Annotated in this window: 20 protein-coding genes; all 20 read right to left on the reverse strand. The window is 71.4% G+C overall.

What is annotated here, in order from left to right; genetic code table 11:
• Positions 1–6: 6 nt before the first annotated feature.
• The 20 genes from EV186_RS04275 to eccCa all read right to left on the reverse strand — a co-directional run bounded on the left by EV186_RS04275 (position 7) and on the right by eccCa (position 15,703).
• The gene (locus tag EV186_RS04275; RefSeq protein WP_133847743.1) at positions 7–297 is read right to left on the reverse strand and encodes a hypothetical protein; all 291 of its coding nucleotides are present in this window, start codon (positions 295–297) and stop codon (positions 7–9) included.
• Entirely contained in the window at positions 294–599 is a 306-nt protein-coding gene (locus EV186_RS04280; RefSeq protein WP_133847744.1) for a YbaB/EbfC family nucleoid-associated protein, read from the reverse strand. Before EV186_RS04280 ends, EV186_RS04275 begins: the two co-directional genes overlap by 4 nt.
• A 56-nt stretch (positions 600–655) precedes the next feature.
• Entirely contained in the window at positions 656–1,345 is a 690-nt protein-coding gene (locus tag EV186_RS04285; protein ID WP_133847745.1) for a VOC family protein, read from the reverse strand.
• Positions 1,346–1,352: 7 nt separating this feature from the next.
• Positions 1,353–2,486 (reverse strand): helix-turn-helix transcriptional regulator, encoded by a 1,134-nt coding sequence (locus EV186_RS04290; protein ID WP_133847746.1) that lies wholly within the window; start codon positions 2,484–2,486, stop codon positions 1,353–1,355.
• A gap of 142 nt (positions 2,487–2,628) precedes the next feature.
• On the reverse strand, positions 2,629–3,156 hold the full coding sequence (locus EV186_RS04295; RefSeq protein WP_133847747.1) for a M15 family metallopeptidase: 528 nt from the start codon (positions 3,154–3,156) through the stop codon (positions 2,629–2,631).
• Positions 3,157–3,171: 15 nt separating this feature from the next.
• Positions 3,172–3,846: a hypothetical protein gene (locus EV186_RS04300; protein WP_133847748.1), complete on the reverse strand. Its 675-nt coding sequence runs from the start codon at positions 3,844–3,846 to the stop codon at positions 3,172–3,174.
• The gene (locus EV186_RS04305; RefSeq protein ID WP_133847749.1) at positions 3,843–4,250 is read right to left on the reverse strand and encodes a WXG100 family type VII secretion target; all 408 of its coding nucleotides are present in this window, start codon (positions 4,248–4,250) and stop codon (positions 3,843–3,845) included. The genes EV186_RS04300 and EV186_RS04305 overlap by 4 nt, the downstream gene beginning before the upstream one ends.
• A 1-nt stretch (position 4,251) precedes the next feature.
• Positions 4,252–4,554 (reverse strand): hypothetical protein, encoded by a 303-nt coding sequence (locus EV186_RS04310; RefSeq protein ID WP_133847750.1) that lies wholly within the window; start codon positions 4,552–4,554, stop codon positions 4,252–4,254.
• The gene (locus EV186_RS04315; protein ID WP_133847751.1) at positions 4,542–4,922 is read right to left on the reverse strand and encodes a YbaB/EbfC family nucleoid-associated protein; all 381 of its coding nucleotides are present in this window, start codon (positions 4,920–4,922) and stop codon (positions 4,542–4,544) included. The genes EV186_RS04310 and EV186_RS04315 overlap by 13 nt, the downstream gene beginning before the upstream one ends.
• The gene (locus EV186_RS04320; RefSeq protein WP_133847752.1) at positions 4,919–5,131 is read right to left on the reverse strand and encodes a YbaB/EbfC family nucleoid-associated protein; all 213 of its coding nucleotides are present in this window, start codon (positions 5,129–5,131) and stop codon (positions 4,919–4,921) included. Before EV186_RS04320 ends, EV186_RS04315 begins: the two co-directional genes overlap by 4 nt.
• A gap of 4 nt (positions 5,132–5,135) precedes the next feature.
• Positions 5,136–5,426, reverse strand: coding sequence for a WXG100 family type VII secretion target (locus EV186_RS04325; RefSeq protein ID WP_133847753.1), 291 nt, complete (start codon positions 5,424–5,426; stop codon positions 5,136–5,138).
• Between the two features lie 34 nt (positions 5,427–5,460).
• On the reverse strand, positions 5,461–5,793 hold the full coding sequence (locus EV186_RS04330) for a WXG100 family type VII secretion target (protein WP_133847754.1): 333 nt from the start codon (positions 5,791–5,793) through the stop codon (positions 5,461–5,463).
• Between the two features lie 110 nt (positions 5,794–5,903).
• A complete protein-coding gene (locus tag EV186_RS39820) occupies positions 5,904–6,932 on the reverse strand; it encodes a helix-turn-helix domain-containing protein (protein ID WP_133847755.1) in 1,029 nt (342 codons plus the stop codon).
• Positions 6,929–8,446, reverse strand: coding sequence for a hypothetical protein (locus EV186_RS04340; protein WP_133847756.1), 1,518 nt, complete (start codon positions 8,444–8,446; stop codon positions 6,929–6,931). The genes EV186_RS39820 and EV186_RS04340 overlap by 4 nt, the downstream gene beginning before the upstream one ends.
• 20 nt (positions 8,447–8,466) lie before the next feature.
• Positions 8,467–8,688, reverse strand: a complete 222-nt coding sequence (locus tag EV186_RS04345; protein ID WP_133847757.1) for a hypothetical protein — start codon at positions 8,686–8,688, stop codon at positions 8,467–8,469.
• A 26-nt stretch (positions 8,689–8,714) separates the two neighbouring features.
• Positions 8,715–9,224, reverse strand: a complete 510-nt coding sequence (locus EV186_RS04350) for a hypothetical protein (RefSeq protein WP_133847758.1) — start codon at positions 9,222–9,224, stop codon at positions 8,715–8,717.
• A 9-nt stretch (positions 9,225–9,233) separates the two neighbouring features.
• Complete coding sequence (locus tag EV186_RS04355) at positions 9,234–9,686, reverse strand: hypothetical protein (protein WP_133847759.1); 453 nt, start codon at positions 9,684–9,686, stop codon at positions 9,234–9,236.
• A gap of 133 nt (positions 9,687–9,819) precedes the next feature.
• Entirely contained in the window at positions 9,820–11,322 is a 1,503-nt protein-coding gene (locus tag EV186_RS04360; protein ID WP_133847760.1) for a hypothetical protein, read from the reverse strand.
• The gene (locus EV186_RS04365) at positions 11,319–11,648 is read right to left on the reverse strand and encodes a hypothetical protein (RefSeq protein WP_133847761.1); all 330 of its coding nucleotides are present in this window, start codon (positions 11,646–11,648) and stop codon (positions 11,319–11,321) included. The genes EV186_RS04360 and EV186_RS04365 overlap by 4 nt, the downstream gene beginning before the upstream one ends.
• A gap of 92 nt (positions 11,649–11,740) precedes the next feature.
• Entirely contained in the window at positions 11,741–15,703 is a 3,963-nt protein-coding gene (gene eccCa, locus EV186_RS04370) for a type VII secretion protein EccCa (protein WP_133847762.1), read from the reverse strand.
• Between the last annotated feature and the right edge of the window lie 53 nt (positions 15,704–15,756).

Below are 15,756 nucleotides of genomic sequence, written 5' to 3' on the forward strand. Positions count from 1 at the left end.
CCCCGGTCAGTACTCCATGCCGGCGGCGAGCTCGTGCCGGCGCTGGTCGGCGGCGTGCTCGGCGCGCCGGATCGCGTCGGCGACGAACTCCGCCACCTGCGCGGCGTCGTAGCGCCGGCGCACCCAGGTCTCGACCTCGACCGACACGAGGTAGCCGTCGACGCCGATGACCACGGTGACGCCGTCCTCGATCCGCCCGATGGTGAGCTTCTCCGCCGCGATCCGGTCGGCGTAGCGGCGCAGCGTGTCGGTGACGGTCGCGTAGAGCACCTCGGGGCTCTCCCACCCGGTGATCACGCCGGCCAGCCCTTCGCCGCCCTGGTCACGCCCGCGCGGTCGAGCACGGTGAACACCGCGTTTCGCTTGCCCGCCAACGCCGTCTGCCGGGCGGTGCGGTGTGCGGCGACGATCGCGGCACTCAGCTCGGCGGTGTCCTTGGTCTGGTACACCGGCTCGTCGAAGGTGAGGTCGAGGAGTTCGCCGTCCACGCTCACCTCGACCGACACACCGGGGGCCTCGCCGGTGAACGGTCCCGGTGGGCGGGCGTCCTGGAATGCGGCCCGCAACTGCGTGGTCAGCTCGTTCGGGTCGATGGTCATGGTACGAAGGTAATCCGCGAAGGAGGCCGAGAACGGCGTCCGGCAGTTACCGGCCACTAGCTCGGCATCTGCATGACCGCAAGGGTTTCGCCGCTGCGCCCGGCGAGCAACGCGACCCGGCCGATGCGCGGGATGTCGAACGGCGCGACCGGCACCGCGCCCCCGGCCTCGACGGCGCGGGCGGCGATCGCGTCGGCGTCGGTGACCTCCACGTAGGGCAGCCAGTAGGACGGTTCGGCCGGGGCGAACGCCCCCTCGGCCGGGAGCACGCCGCCGACCTCGGCCTCGCCCGCCATGAACACCGCGTAGTCCACCTTGCCCGCCGGCATCTCCATCACGATGTCGATCGGGTTCCAGCCGAACAGTCCACTGTAGAACGTGCGCGCGCCGGCCAGGTCGTTCGTGCAGAGCTCCGCCCACGTCAACGCCATCGGCTTGTGCAAACACGAGGCCTGTCGGCCCGGCTCACGCACGACGAAGGCGGCACCCGCGGGGTCGGCGAGCACCGCGGTCTTGCCCATGGCCGAGTCCACCGGCCCGGCCAGGACGTCGGCGCCCGCGCAGACCCGCGCGACGTCGTCGACCTGGACGTGCAGGCTCCACCGGGGCCCCGAACCGGGGATCGCGGGCGCGCCGTGCCCGGCGACCACCGCACCGTCGAGGGTGAACGCGTCCACTGTGGACGACCAGCCGAACACGTCGCGGTAGAACATCAGGTCGCCTTCGGACAGATCCATCCAGTACATCGGTGCCTCATCGGGATTCGGTGCTCTCGCGCAACATCTGCGCGCTGATCCAGCCGCGTTCGGCGGCCAGGGCGCCGGCCTGGAACCGGCTGCGCGAGCCGAGCCGCTCCATCAGGTCGGCCACCAGCCGGCGCACGGTGCGCACCGACACGTCGAGCTTGCCCGCCGCCGACTCGTCGGTGCAGCCGGCGAGCATGAGCGCGAGCAGTTCCCGTTCACGCTCGTCCGGCGCGTCGCGCCCGCCCGCGGCCTGGTCGAGCGGGGTCGCCTCGGTCCACACGCGCTCGAACAGCTCGACCGTCGTGATCACCACGCTGGGCAGGCGCAACACGACCGCGCCGACGCGGTGCCGCGTGGTCGCGGGGGCGAGCGGGAACACGGCGACGGTGGCGTCGACGACCAGCGCCGACATCGGCACCTCGGGCGCTGTGCGCACCTCGACGCCGTCGGTCACGGAGTTGTTCAGGTGCCGCAAGGTCAGCGGGTCCTGGCGTGCGCGGTCCATGGCGACGGTGCGGAACCGGACGCCCGGCGCGGGCGAGGCGAGGTCGCCACGGCGCGGCATCGCCACCGGGTCCACGTAGCCGGACCCGGACAGCATCATCGAGACGACCTCGGTCTTGGCCTGGCTGACCAGTGCGGCGATGCGGGCGCGGACGGCTTCGGGGCCGTGCGCGACGTCCAACGCGCCGTCGATGTGCGTGCGGTTCGCGGAGTCGAAGTCCGCGGCCAGGTTGGCCGCGGCCAGCCGGCTGCGCTCCAGTTCGTGCCACGAGCTGACCATCTCCGCCTCCCGGCGGGCGATCAACGCGGTGAGCCCCAGTTGCGGGTTGACCGGGCGCAGCCGGCTGCGATCGCCGCTGGTGTGGACGAGGTCGAGCTCCGCCAGCCGGCCGACCAGTTCTTCGGTCTTCGCCAAGGACATGCCGATCCGCCGCGCGAAGTCCGCCACTGTCCACGATGGACGTTCAAGCGCGGCCCGGTACGCGCCCTCCTCCACCGGCCGCAGGCCGAGGTGGGTCAGCTGCATGTCCTCCGCGCTGGCCCGTTCGAGCGCGGGCGGCGGCACCAACCGCACCGGTGCGTCCTGCGGCGCGGGCAGGTTCTCGACATTGCCCACGTCGCCCGCCGTCAGCGCCATCACACACCCCTCTCGTCACGACGATCGTGGCGGCTCGGCATCCACGGGGGATACAGCCGAGGTCAAGCACTGCGGGCTCGCTTGGCCCGCGTTCACGGTCTGCTGCCACGGCGCCTCGGCGACGGCCATCCCACTTCCTCGGCTACTTGGGCAGGTTCGCCGCCACCCGGGCGACGGCGGCCTGGTCGGCGTTGATCTCGAAGTGCATCTCGTCGACGCGACCGTGGTAGTCCCCGCCCCAGCGCACGACGTTGCCGTGCTCGGCGAGGATCTTGTGGATCTCGTCGACCTGCTGCGGGGTGAACGTGCCGCGCTTGCCGAGCGGGTGGCGGGTCGCGTTGAGGTCGACAGCGGTCGCGCTGGCGTGGTTGGACGTGTCGGCGCTGCCCCGCACGGTGCGGTGCGCGTACCCCCAGTCGTCGAGCTGCCCGCCGTCGGGGCTCTCCACCCGCTTGGCCACCTGGGCGAGCACGCTGAGCAGGACGTCGCCTGCCGGCCCGTCGGCCACCACCACCTTCGTGGTGGTTCCAGGAATCAGCCGCGAGTGCCGCGGCGGGTCCACCGGCCAGCCGTTCTGCGACACGCCACCGGCGGCCGCCAGCTTCCGGTACTGCGCGTCCACGGTGTTCTGCCAGCCGATCACGTGCGGCCGGCCGAGCTGCTGGTCCATCTCGCGCCTCCTCGCCTACTTGGTGAAGGTCCGGTCGCCGGTGACGACGAAGTTGCGGGCGAGACCCGTGGCGTTGAGGTGCTGGATGTCGTCCTGGCTCAGCTTGCCGCCGAGGACCGGGATGTTGATGTCCGACCGCGGCGCACCGAAGATGTACGGCTTGTAGATCTCCACCTTGTACTCGGTGTGCGGCTGCCCGTCGACGACCGTCGAGGTGCCGGTCACGCGGTAACGCCAGTCGTGCAGGGCGTAGTACCAGTCGAGGCTCTGCTGGCCGGTCACGTTGCCCGCCGCGTCGGTGATGTCCGTGTTGGTGTTGATCCAGCCGGAGTCGAACGCGCCGGTGCCCGCCTTGCCGGCGACGAAGGCGTCCACATCGCGTTGGAAGCTCGGGACGTCGCGCATCAGCTGGGCGGGGTCCACGGGGAAGTCGGTGCCCTGGTTCTCCAGGAAGTGGCCGAGCAACGCGCCCGCGTGCTTCCAGTCCTTCAATGCGAAGTACTCCAGGCCCGCGGTGTTCAACGCCAAGTCCAGCCCGAAGTCCTGGGGGCCGGGGGTTTCCACGCCGTGCGGCGGCAGCGGGGGCTCGTTGCCGGGTCCGCCGCCGGCCAGGAACCGGGTCTGCTGCTGGTGGACGTGATCGACGATGCGCGTCCAGCCCAGCAGCTCGACCCGACCCGGTTCGCTCATGCTCGCAACATGTTCAGCGCGGTCGCGGTGATGCCGGTCGCCGACACCACCGTGTCCTGCCCGCTCTGGATGTTGTTCGCGACGGCGTGCACGTGTGCCGACAGGGTGTTGGCCGTCTCGGCGGTCGTGCCGACGTGGGCGACGAGCTCGTCGTGGTACGGGCCGAACGCGTCGGCGTACTGCCCCTGCGAGTTGGCCAGCACGTCGTTGCCGGTGCGGTGCATGTCCTGCTGACCCGCGGCCAGCCCAGTGGCCACAGTGGACAGATCGGTGCCGTGCTGCCGCAATGCCGCCGGGTCGGACTGCATGATCATCTGGGCTTTCTTGACGGTGTCCGAGATGTCGATGCCCAGCCGGGCCGCGTGGGCCTGGATCACCTCGAGACCCGCGAGTTCTCCTGGCATCTCAGCCCCTCCCCATGGCGGCGCCGCCCTGGGCGTCGATGGCCGTGGACCCCGTCGCGGCGTCCCGCAACATCGAACCCGCGTTCGCGGTGCGCTCGTGCGCGGTCTCGAAGTGGCCCATCAACTCCTGCACCCGGGCCTGGATGCCCGGCAACGCCGACATGCCCACGCCCTGCAGGGCGCTCGGCAGCGCCGCGGCCACCTGCTCGATCGACCGGGCGTGCCCGACCAGCATCTCCGCGTGCTGGTCGAACGCCTGCGCGCCGCTGTGCAGCTCGTCCGGGCGAAAGGTCAGCTCGCCCATGCTTGCCTCCTCGCTTCCGGGTCCCCGGCCAGCCTGCTCGCCGCGGCGACCGGGTCCTTGGTCATCAGCTCGACCATCTCGAGCACCGGGTGCCCGAGGAAGGTCACCGTGTGGCCGACCTCGGCCCGCCTGCGGGCCACCGCGTCCTCGGCCGACGCGATCGCGTCGGTGAGCAGGTCCGCGACCTCGTCGGCTTCCTCCCGCAGGGCCCGCGGGTCGACCACGACCTCGAGCAGCACGCCGTCCAGGCGCATCACCGCCGTGATCAGGCCGGTCTCGACCGTGACCCGTTCCGTGGCGAGCACCGCGCGGTAGTCCTCGACGGCCGTGGTGATCTCGCGCCGCAGCGCGGTGGCGTCCCAGGTCATCGCGGCCCGCCACCGTTCGCCGCCGCGAGCGTCGCGACCGCCTCGGCGTGCGCGGCGACCACGGCCGAGCCCAGTTGCTCGGGCCACAGCCGCCGCAGCACGTCGGGTTCCAATTCCACTGTGGACACCCGGCCGTGGTCGTCGACCGCCACCTCGACGGCACCGTCGAGGGCCGAGCCCCAGTGCTGCCCGGCATCGTCGGTGGACATCGGCTCAGCGCAGCCGGTTCGCGAGCTGGCTGTCGAACGAGGTGATGTCCTGGTAGGAATCACCGGCCACGCGGGCGAGGCCGTTGAGCGCCTCGTTGTGCGCGAGACCCGACTTCTGCCACATCTGGTGCGCCTCGTCGAACGCACCGACCGCGGCGCTCTGCGACGTGTTCGTGAAGGCGGCGACCTTCTGGTGCAGGTCGTTCATTTCCTGGTCGAGCAAACCGGCCGCACGCTGCATCGTGGACACGGCTTCCATGATTTCCGGCGGGAAGTTCAACTGGCCACCAGCCATGGTCCTACCCCTTTCAAGAATTGTCGTCGACGGCTCAGGAGTTGAGGTTGCCGGAGAGGAACTGGTTGCTCATCGCCTCGGTCTTCTGCCTGCCGGTGGTGTCCTGGCTGTCGAAGCCCTGACCACCCGCGCGGACGTGCCCCGAGACCTCGTCCAGCTTGCGGACCAGCTGGTCGAGCATGGCGCTCTGGCCCTGCATAGCCGTCCGGTAACCGTCGCCGGTCTGGCCCTGCCACGAGCTGAGCACGTAGTCGATCCCGTTCTTCAGGGTTTGCGCGTGCCCCTTGATGCTTTCCACCGAATTGGCGGCCTGCTGCGCAACCTGCAGCATGTGCTGGGTATCGAGCTGCACCTGACCGTTGGCCATGATCGCCCTCCTTGGGTTCGGGATGTTCAATGCGGAAAACGTAGCAATCCGCTATTGGCAGTCTCGCCGTTCGCGGCACTATTCGGACACCGGTTGGCCGCCTGTGGCCACTACCGGGCGGGCCAGCCGTGCAGCACCGCGCGCGCACCGGCCTCGAACCGGCTGCGGGCGTCGAGCGTTTCCATCAACCGCGCCACGATGCGGCGCACCGTGCGCACCGAAACACCCAGCTGCGCGGCCGCGGACTCATCCGTGCTGCCGGACAACAACAGGCCCAGCAGCTCGTGCTCGCGGTCGTCCAACCCGTCCGGGGTGCCGTCGCCCAACGGTGACGCGCCGGCCCAGACCCGTTCGAACAGCTCGGAAATCGCCGTCACGACCCCAGGGAGCCGCAGCAGGACGACGCCAGGGCGCTTGCCGGTCATGGACAACGCGACCGGCAGCACCACCATCTTGTCGTCCACGGCGAGCGCCGAGGTCGGCAACGCACGCGTGGTGCGCACGAACGCCCCCGCCGACACCAGTTCCCGCACGTACCCGCCGAGCCGCGGATCCGCACGCACGCGGTCGAAGTAGACCGAGCGCACGGTCACACCCCGCCGCACCGCGGCATGGGTCGCCGTGGGCGGCAACGCGACGGGATCGAGGTAGCCGCCCGAGGACAGGCTGATCGCGATCACGCTGCTGGTCGCCTCGCCGATCAGCGCGGCGACCCGGCCACGCACGGCGGCCTCGCCGTAGACGACGTCGGGTGACCCGGCGGCGGCCGGCGTGCGCTGGCGCGGGGTGTCGTGCTCGACCGCGAGCGCCGCCGCGGCGAGCCTGCTCTGCTCGAGCTCCCAGCGCCGGTCGGCCAGTTCGGCCTCCCGGCTCGCGACCAGTGCGGCCAGCCCGATCCTCGGGCTGACCGCCTGCACGTCGCCGTCACCCGTGCGGCGCACCAACCGCATCGCGGTCAGCCGCTCGACGGCGCCCGTGAACTCGGCGGGCGCGAACCCGAGCCGCTCGGCAAGCCCGTGCGCCGGCCAGGACGGCCGCCGCAGCAGCCCCCGGTACACCTGCTCGTCGAGCGGTTCGAGGCCCAGGGCGGCGAGCCCGGCCAGGCTCGCCGGGCCGGCCACGCCCGTTTCGGTGGTCATGCCACCGGCGGCCGACCGGACACCACACCGCTACCGGCGCCCGGGGTGTCGAACGCCTCGGTGTCCAGCTGCTGGTCGCTCTCGTCACGCAGCCGCAGGGTCTCCCGTTGGCGGCCCTGGGGCACGCCCGTGATCACGGTCTTGCGGTTCGCACCGGCGGTCCGGCCGGCCAGTCCACTCGGGACGGCGACCGAGCCGCTGGCCCCGGCCCGGCCGGCGATCGGCGGCGCCATCAACGGAACCGCGACCGGGACGGGATCGGTCGTGTGCCCCGGCTGCTGCTGCGGCGCGGCCGGCTGCGGGAGGTTCGACCCTATCCGCGAAGCGCTGCCCGGTGCACCCGCGGGCGTCACCGGCACGGACGTGAGCGAACCCGTGGACGCGACCGAAGGCGTCCGGGCGATGCCACCGCCACCACCGCCGCCACCCATTGGCATCGAGGTCATCGGCACGAACCCGGCTCCGGCGCCGGTGACCGTCGGGGCGGTGCCCATGGGGGCGGCCGCACCCGTTGGCACGGCGGGCATCGGCGCGAGCGTGCCGGCGCTGCTGCTGGCCAGCGTCGGGCTCGAGGCAACCTGCGCGGCCGAGTCGCCCGGCATGGTCACCTCGGTGCCCTGGCCGCCGCCCGCGCTGATCGCCACGCCCGGCGCGTGGGCCATGCCCTGGCCCGTCGCCGCGGTGACGGTGCCGGGGTCGGTGATCCCGGAGGCACCCGCGACGGTCGGCGCGTGGGCCACCGCGACCTGCTGGCCCTGGCTGACGTTGCCCGGGTCGGTGAGGCCGGAGGAGCCGGCGACGTTCGCGAACTGCTGGGTGTTGCCCGCCTGCGCGTCGGTCAGCTCGATCCCGGCCGGCGGGGTCGGCTGCGGTGCCAGGTTGTCGGTCTGGACGCTGTTCTCCAGCGCCGTGCCCGCCTTGAGCATCTGCATCGCGATGTTCAGCATGATCGGGCGGCCGCGCAGGGCGACCTGGCGGCAGGCGTTCAGGTCCTGCAGCACCTTCTGGTACTCGGCGTCCAGCGCGGTCATCGGGGCGACCGCGTCGTTGATCGTCTGGACGACGTCGTTCAGCTTCGCCGGGTTGTCCCGGATCGCGTTCGCCTTGGTGGTGATCGAGTTCTCGAGCCGGTCCAGCGACTGCGCCATCGTCTGCGCCGACGGGCCGGTCCACTCGGTGAGGTCGGCACGCATGCCGCGCACGTTCTGCAGCGACGTGTCGAACTGGCCGATCAGCGTCTGCCAGTCGGTGCTCGCCTGCTGCAGCGCGGGCACCGCGTTCTTCAACTGCTTCACCCAGTCGAACCACAGCTCCCAGCTGGGGCGCGGGTCGGCGGGCAGGTTCCAGTCGGTCCACCACTGGTTCGGGTCCCAGGTGGCCCACTGCGACTGGGCGTTGGTGCCGACCACCGGCATCGCCGAGTTGCCCGAGTTCGCGGGCGCCTGGCTCACCTTGGTGGTCTGCTCCGGTTTGAAGTCGACGTCGAGGTCGTTGGTGAAGCCGTCCTTCGCCATGTCAGTCTCCCGTCATCCGCTCAGGTCGCCGACGGACCGCTCGACGGGCCCATCGGACCGCCGGCCTTGGTGACGTTCGTGGCGCTGTTGTCGTCGGTCATGTTCGCGGTGTTCGCGGTCGACCGGAGGTGGTCGCGAAAACCGTCGATGGCGTTGTTGATGTGCTGCTGGAACTCCTTGGTCCACGTCACGGACGCACGATTCGTGAGCGCAAGGAATTGCGACTCGATCATCATGGGCATGGCGATTCACCTGGTTTCTGAATGCTTTACGGTTTGACGCTGCGAACGTCTTGCTGGGGCAGGCCGCTGCCCGCCTGGCCCAGGGGCGTGGTGCCGCCGCTCGGCAGGTCGTTGACCGTGGGGGCGTTGAGGTTGGTCTGCGTCTTCAACTGGTCGACGTCAGGGTTGTTCTGCGCGACGGCACCGGTGGCGTTGTTGGCGTTCTGCTGGCCCGCGGCCGCGCCGCCACCACCGCCACCACCACCGCCGCCGACCAGGTCCAGGACGTTGAGCCGCGTCTCAGCACCCGCGGTCGCCGCGAGGTCCGCCTTGCCACGCTGGATCGTGTTGCTGGCCGCCTCGATGTTGTCCGTCGGCAGGTTCGCGCCACGCATCTTGCTCTCGCCCTCGACCTGCGTGGCCGACGTCTTGACCAGCCCGCCGGACCCAGTGGAGCCCAGGTCCAGCGGCGCCGAGGCGGCCGCCGCGCTCGCGACGTGCACCACCTCCACCGCGCCGGAGGGGTTCGTCGCCGTTGCTGTCACGTGGTGGGACACGACCTGCTCCTAGTTGCCGAGGGTCGGCGTCTGCGGGGTGGCGTTGGCGGCGCCTTGCTGGGAGTTCTGCGAGGCCTGGTCGACGTCGGGGTTGTTCTGCGCGACGGCACCGGTGGCGTTGTTGGCGTTCTGCTGGCCCGCGGCCGCGCCGCCACCACCGCCACCACCACCGCCGCCGACCAGGTCCAGGACGTTGAGCCGCGTCTCAGCACCCGCGGTCGCCGCGAGGTCCGCCTTGCCACGCTGGATCGTGTTGCTGGCCGCCTCGATGTTGTCCGTCGGCAGGTTCGCGCCACGCATCTTGCTCTCGCCCTCGACCTGCGTGGCCGACGTCTTCACCAGCCCGCCGGACCCCGTCGAACCCAGGTCCAGCGGCGCGGCCGACGTCGCCGTGTTCGCGACGTGCACGACCTCGACGGCTCCTGACGGATTCTGCGCGGTTGCGGTCACGTGATGCGACATGGATCTCCCCACCCTGCGTTTGTATTTCCGATGGAAGTTCGCTCGATTCGACGTTAGCCAGCGTCTGCGACGGTGAGAAGGAATGGACCACAAGCGGCCACCGAATCGCTTTCACCAGTCCGCATTTGGCCAGTCAGGTCTCGCGTGGCGGCCGGCGGCGCGCCGGTTGTGGCGGTGCGGGGAGCGGCTGGGCGCCCGGTACCTGCCACAGCTCTTCGTCGAGCAGGTTCCCGTCCGTGGGCCGCTGCACCTCGGCCGGCTTCTCCTCGCGATCGCCGGACCGCCCGGCCAGTTGCGGCCGCAAGGCGGCGCGCCTGCCGTCCCGGCCACCCGCACGCAATGCCGCCCCACCACGGGATCCCGCCTCACCCGGTCGCACGCCGCCGCCACCTCCGCCACCACCACCGGCCATCGGCGGCATCATCGGCGGGATGAACCCGCCGGACGCACTGCTGCCCGAAGCACTGCCGCCCGACGGACCGTCGGACACCGGCCTGTTGTCCCGCTGACCGGTGTCCGACGAGCTGCCGGACATCGGGCCGCGGGCCAGTGACGGCGCGGGTCGGTTGGCTGCGAGACCAACACCTGAGGACGATCCCGGGCCAGGGAAAGGAGTCCCGGAGGCCATCCCCGGGGTCATCCCGAGCGGGGTGAACGACGACGGCGTGAACGTCGCGGGTGAACCCGGGCTGGGCGAGCTGAGCGCGCTCGGCGTGGTCAGGTTCGGCGACGTGAAGCTCGGCGTCGTGGTGTCCAGGGTGGACGGCGTGCTGGCGGACAACGACGGGTCCGGCAACGGGATCGAGCTCGACGGGATCGACGGATCGGGGGTCGAGGAGTCCAGCGACGGCACCGCATTCTGCGTCGACGGATCCGTCGACGTGTCGGCGCCCGGGATGCTCGGCGTCGCGCCGCCAGGGGTGTCCGCGCCGGGGGTGCCGGTCGGGGTGCTGGCCGGGGTGCCGCCGGGGGTGTCGCCGCCGGGGCTTTGGGTGCCCGGGCTTTGGGAGCTGGGGCTTTGCGAGCTGGGAGAGCCCGGGGTCTGGCCGTTCGACGAGGTCGGGCCCGGGCCGACGTCGCCGGGGCCGACCGCCGGGGCGTCGGGCAGGACCCCGCCGTTGGCGTTCAAGGTGTCCAGCGCCTGCATCTTCGCCTGAGCGGTGGTGAAGCTGCCGTTCAGCGCGGTCATCTCGGTGTTGTAGTCGTTGACCAGGTTGACGATCGTGACGATCTCGCCGCCGGCGACCAGGCCCTCGAGCACCTCGCCGACGACCGGGATCGCCAGGGCGGCCGCCGTCAGGCCGGCGCCGACCGCGGCCGCGATCAGGTCCTTGCGGATCGTGGCCAGCCTGGGGGCCGCCTGCCGCAGCGCGTCGGCGACCTCCATCGTGCCGTCGCCGAGCTTGGCCATGCCGTCGCCCAGCTGCAGGCGGTACTCGGTCATGCGCTTGGCCAGCGCACCCTCGGAGTTGAACTCCACGTCGGTGATGCCCCGCATCACCACCGGCTGCTGGCCCTGCGCCGCGGCGGCGACCTGCGCCCACCGCTGGGCGAAGTCGTTGAGGCGATCGGGGTTGCTCTGGATGATCAGGCGGACGTTGTTGATCAGGCCGCCGATGTCGTCGAGGACGGTCATCGCGGGGCCGCCTGCTGCATGGTGCGCCCGTGCTGGTCGTCGCGTTCGGCGAACCCGGTGGCACCGGTCCGGAACACCTCGGCGCCGTGGTTGAGCTTGCCCGACGCGGAGTGCACGTAGTCGGGCAGCTTGCGGGCCATGGCCGCGTAGACCTCGGCGACCTGGGTGGCCGGCCCGAAGTACTCCTTGTAGAGGTCAGCGGCAATCCACATCGCCGGGTCGCTGTTCATGCCGAGCGAGTCGTCGAGCGCCTTGCCGGCGCCGGCCAACTCGTCCGCGAGCGTGCCCAGTTGCTCGGGCGTCACCTTCGTCGGTTCCGGTGCCATGGTCCCAAGTTAGGCAGGACACGGTCCCCGGCACCGGGTCCAGGCAGCAACCGGCCACCCGCGCGCGGCCGGTGGCCGCACCCGGCAGGGCCTCATTCCGTGGGCGGTGTCCAGCCGACCTGGACCAGTTGCGCGTCCCCACGCCGGCCGACCAGGAAGCCCCGGCCGGGCGGCAGCGCCGTCGGGCGCACCGAACCGAGCAGCTGACCCTCTTCGCGGTCGCCGGACATGACCAGCCCGGGCGTGCCGATCTCGCGCAGCCGCTGGATGATCGGGTCGAACAAGGCCCGGCCCGCGCCACCCGAGCGCCGGGCGATGATCAGGTGCAGGCCGATGTCGCGGGCCTGCGGCAGGTAGTCGGCCAGCGCCACCAACGGGTTCCCGTGCGCGCCGCTCGCGACGAGGTCGTAGTCGTCGACGATCACGAACAGCTCCAGGCCCTTCCACCAGCTGCGGGCCCGCAACTGCTCCGGCGTGACGTCCGGGCCGGGCAGCCGTTCCTCCATCGACTGCGCGACCTCGCTGATCATGCTCGATGTCACCGTGTTGTTGGTGCCGTAGCCGATCAGGTTCTCCTGCGGGACCTCGCCGAGCATCGTGCGCCGGTAGTCCACGAGCAGGATGCGTGCCTTGTCCGGCGGGTACGCCTCGGTGATCCGCTTGGCCAGCAAGCGAAGCACCGCCGTCTTCCCGGATTCGGTGTCGCCGAACAGGATGAAGTGCGGGTCGGTGTTCGGCCACAGGTAGACCGGCCGCAGGTCCTGCTCGGCGATGCCCAGCGACATCGCGCGGCCGGCCTCGCCGGGCGGCAGCTCGGTGGCCTCCACCAGCTTCGGCAGCATCCGCACCGGCGGCGCGCCCCGGCGCATCGGCCACGCCCCCGCGACCGTGGCCACCAGGTGCGCGACGCCGTCGGCCAGGTCCTCGGTGCTCGCCTTGCCGTCGACGCGGGGCAGCCCGATCAGGATCTGGTGCTTGGTGTCGATGATGCCGCGGCCCGGCGCGTCCTTCGGCACGTTCTGCATGGCCTTGCGGTCGATGAACGAGTCGTTGTCGTCCCCGAGGCGCAGCTCGACCCGGGTACCGAAGAGGTCACGGATGCCCGGGCGCAGGTCGAACCAGCGCGCGCAGCTGACCACGACGTGCACGCCGTAGGACAGACCGCGGGTGGCGATGTCGGTGATCTTGTCCTCGAGGTCCTCGAACTCGTTGCGCAGCGTCATCCAGCCGTCGACGAGCAGGAACACGTCGCCGTACGGGTCGTCGCCGAACTTGCCCTCATGCCAAGCGCGCCGGTACCCGGCCATGCCGTCCACGCCGTTCTCGGCGAAGCGCACCTCGCGGTCACGCACCACCTGTTCGATGTCCGCGACCGTGCGGCGCACCGCGCTCGCGTCGCGGCGCTCGGCCACGCCGCCGACGTGCGGCAGGTTGCGCAACGTGCCGAGCGTGCCGCCGCCGAAGTCCAGGCAGTAGCACTGCACCTGCAACGGCGTGTGGGTCAGCGCGAGTCCGGCCACCAGCGTGCGCAGGAACGTGCTCTTACCGCTTTGCGGACCTCCGACCACAACAGCATGCCCGGCGCCTCCGGAGAGGTCGATCACGAACGGGTCCCGGCGCTGCTCCAGCGGCCGGTCCACCAGCCCGACGACGGCGCGAAGCGACCCGTGCAGCCCGGTTTCCTGGGCGACGGTGAAGCCGCGGCCGGGGTCGAGGCCGAGCGGCGGCAGCAACTGCGACAACGGTTGCGGGTCCTTCAGCGGCGGCAGCCACACCTGGTGCGCGGGCGTTCCCCGCCCGGCCATCCGGTCGACCAGGATGTCGAGCACGCTGTCGCCGACGGCCTCGTCGTCGGCTTCCTGCTCCTCGTCCGCGTCGGCCTCGAGGTCGGGTTGGACGTAATCGCAGGTGTAGTCGCGCAGTTCGGCGGCCACCTTCGCGGCCTGCTCGGTGGTCACCACCTCGGTGTGCCGGTACGCGCCGGAGACGTAGGCGGCGCGGAAGCGCACCATGGCGTCGGTGCCCGCCTTCAGCAGGCCGTGACCGGGCGCGCGGGGCAGTTCGTAGGCGTCGCCGACCCCGAGCACGACCCGGCTCTCCACCGCGGAGAACGTGCGCAGGCCGATGCGGAATGACAGGTGCGTGTCCAGGCCGCGCAGCCGGCCTTCCTCCAGGCGCTGGGAGGCCAGCATCAGGTGCACGCCGAGCGATCGGCCGACCCGTCCTATTTGGACGAACATGTCGATGAAGTCCGGCTTGGCCGACAGCAGCTCGGAGAACTCGTCGCAGATCACCAGCAGGGTGGGCATCTCAGCCAACGGCGCGCCCGCGGCCCGCGCGCGCTCGTAGTCGCGCAGCGAGGCGTAGTTGCCCGCGCTGCGCAGCAACTCCTGGCGCCGCAACAACTCGCCGTTGAGCGAATCGGTCATGCGGTCGACCAGCGGCAGTTCGTCAGCCAGGTTGGTGATCACCGCGCTGGTGTGCGGGAGCTTGTCCAGCTTGGTGAACGTCGCGCCCCCCTTGAAGTCGACGAGCACGAAGTTGAGCGAGCTCGGCGAGTGCCGCACGGCCAGGCCGAGCACCAGCGTGCGCAGCAGCTCCGACTTGCCGGAACCGGTCGCGCCGATCAGCAGGCCGTGCGGGCCCATGCCGTCCTGCGCGGACTCCTTGAGGTCGAGCTCGACCGGGCTGCCGTCGGGGCGCAGGCCGAAGCGGACCCGCAAGCGCTCGCGGTTGGGGCGCTGGACCCACGTCGTGGCCGGGTCGAAGTGGTAGGGGTCGCCGAGTTCGAGCAGGTCGGCCAGGGCCAGCTCGGCCGAGAGCGGCGACTCCCCCTTGCCGTCGGCCGACAGGCGCAGCGGCGCGAGCTGGCGGGCCAGCATCTCGGCCTCGACCAGCGCCATGCCGTCGGCCTGACCCAGCTCGGTCGAACCGTCCATTGTGGTCGAGAGCAGCGTGCCGAGGCGGTCGGGATCGAGGTCGAGCACGACCGAGGCGGCGTCGAGCGCCCGCGGTGGCAGGCCGCCGAGGTCGATGATCGTCACGCCCTCGATCCCGGTGCCCGCGAGCAGGTGCTCGGACCCAGCCCGCTCGCCGCCGTCGAGCACGATCACGATCTGCGGGCCCGCGTACGCGGCCTGGTGCCCGGGGTCGAACCGGGGCCGGTCGCCGATCAGGTCCTGCAGCATCTCCTCGAGCGCCGGGACGGACGCCGCGACCAGCCGCATCCGGCCGAGGGCGTCCACCGCCTCGGGGTGCAACGCGTGCGGCAGCCACTTGAGCCAGTCCCAGTCGGCGGCGCGGTCGGGGTGCACGCACGCGGCGATCAGCAGGTCGTCCGGTGCGTGGAACGCGACCAGCTGCGCGAGCACCGCACGCACCATCCCCAGCGAGCGGTCTTCGTCGCCACGCACGTAGACGCGGCTGAACCCGTTGACCGCCATCGCGGCCGGCATGTCGGGCAGTGACGTGTACGTGGTCAGGAACCGGCGCAAGGCCAAGGCGGACAACGGTTCCAGCTGGTCGAGCGACTTGGTCGCCGGTGGCACCAACGTGGTGGCCAGCGCTTGCGGGCCGAGCCCGATCCGCGCGACGCCGAAGTCCGGGTCGTCGCGGCGGCGTTCCCAGAGCCGGTAGCTGACCACGACCGACCACAGCTCATCCGGGTCGGGGTGCAGGTACCACAACGTTTCCCGCTGCTGCTGCGCCACGCGGTAGACCCGCACCCGGTGCTGGGCAAGGGTGCGCAGGTACTGCCGGCGCGCGAAACCCATCTCCTTGCGGGTGCCCTGGCCGAAGCTCATGCCGAGCATGCCCAGCGCGGACACGCCGAGCAGACCGGCCACCACCCACCGGGTCGCGCCGCTGCCCGCGCCGCCGCCGAACATCATGGCCATGGCGGCCGAACCGCCGACCATCGGCAGCACCATGAGCATCTGACCCATGTTGCGGCCCTGCGGCTTCGGGATCTCCGGCGGCGCTTCGAGCACCAGCTGACCGGCGGGCAGGGGCGGTGCCTGCCGTCGCGGCGGCCTGCTGACCAGCACAGTAGCCATGGTCGCCGAGCCTGGTGCATGGGAAAGGCGTCGATCGGGGCGTGTCCTCTTGC

Origin of the sequence: Labedaea rhizosphaerae (assembly GCF_004362825.1) — a bacterium.
Classification (GTDB): Bacteria; Actinomycetota; Actinomycetes; order Mycobacteriales; family Pseudonocardiaceae; genus Labedaea; species Labedaea rhizosphaerae.

What these genes read in the sequence shown, in the direction of transcription:
- EV186_RS04360 (WP_133847760.1), bottom strand. Translation starts at nt 11,322, where the DNA reads ATGACCGTCCTCGACGACATCGGCGGCCTGATCAACAACGTCCGCCTG.
- EV186_RS04300 (WP_133847748.1), bottom strand. Translation starts at nt 3,846, where the DNA reads ATGAGCGAACCGGGTCGGGTCGAGCTGCTGGGCTGGACGCGCATCGTC.
- EV186_RS04355 (WP_133847759.1), bottom strand. Translation starts at nt 9,686, where the DNA reads ATGTCGCATCACGTGACCGCAACCGCGCAGAATCCGTCAGGAGCCGTC.
- EV186_RS04295 (WP_133847747.1), bottom strand. Translation starts at nt 3,156, where the DNA reads ATGGACCAGCAGCTCGGCCGGCCGCACGTGATCGGCTGGCAGAACACC.
- EV186_RS39820 (WP_133847755.1), bottom strand. Translation starts at nt 6,932, where the DNA reads ATGACCACCGAAACGGGCGTGGCCGGCCCGGCGAGCCTGGCCGGGCTC.
- EV186_RS04345 (WP_133847757.1), bottom strand. Translation starts at nt 8,688, where the DNA reads ATGCCCATGATGATCGAGTCGCAATTCCTTGCGCTCACGAATCGTGCG.
- EV186_RS04285 (WP_133847745.1), bottom strand. Translation starts at nt 1,345, where the DNA reads ATGTACTGGATGGATCTGTCCGAAGGCGACCTGATGTTCTACCGCGAC.
- EV186_RS04310 (WP_133847750.1), bottom strand. Translation starts at nt 4,554, where the DNA reads ATGGGCGAGCTGACCTTTCGCCCGGACGAGCTGCACAGCGGCGCGCAG.
- EV186_RS04280 (WP_133847744.1), bottom strand. Translation starts at nt 599, where the DNA reads ATGACCATCGACCCGAACGAGCTGACCACGCAGTTGCGGGCCGCATTC.
- EV186_RS04325 (WP_133847753.1), bottom strand. Translation starts at nt 5,426, where the DNA reads ATGGCTGGTGGCCAGTTGAACTTCCCGCCGGAAATCATGGAAGCCGTG.
- EV186_RS04290 (WP_133847746.1), bottom strand. Translation starts at nt 2,486, where the DNA reads ATGGCGCTGACGGCGGGCGACGTGGGCAATGTCGAGAACCTGCCCGCG.
- EV186_RS04330 (WP_133847754.1), bottom strand. Translation starts at nt 5,793, where the DNA reads ATGGCCAACGGTCAGGTGCAGCTCGATACCCAGCACATGCTGCAGGTT.
- eccCa (WP_133847762.1), bottom strand. Translation starts at nt 15,703, where the DNA reads ATGGCTACTGTGCTGGTCAGCAGGCCGCCGCGACGGCAGGCACCGCCC.
- EV186_RS04320 (WP_133847752.1), bottom strand. Translation starts at nt 5,131, where the DNA reads ATGTCCACCGACGATGCCGGGCAGCACTGGGGCTCGGCCCTCGACGGT.
- EV186_RS04340 (WP_133847756.1), bottom strand. Translation starts at nt 8,446, where the DNA reads ATGGCGAAGGACGGCTTCACCAACGACCTCGACGTCGACTTCAAACCG.
- EV186_RS04315 (WP_133847751.1), bottom strand. Translation starts at nt 4,922, where the DNA reads ATGACCTGGGACGCCACCGCGCTGCGGCGCGAGATCACCACGGCCGTC.
- EV186_RS04365 (WP_133847761.1), bottom strand. Translation starts at nt 11,648, where the DNA reads ATGGCACCGGAACCGACGAAGGTGACGCCCGAGCAACTGGGCACGCTC.
- EV186_RS04305 (WP_133847749.1), bottom strand. Translation starts at nt 4,250, where the DNA reads ATGCCAGGAGAACTCGCGGGTCTCGAGGTGATCCAGGCCCACGCGGCC.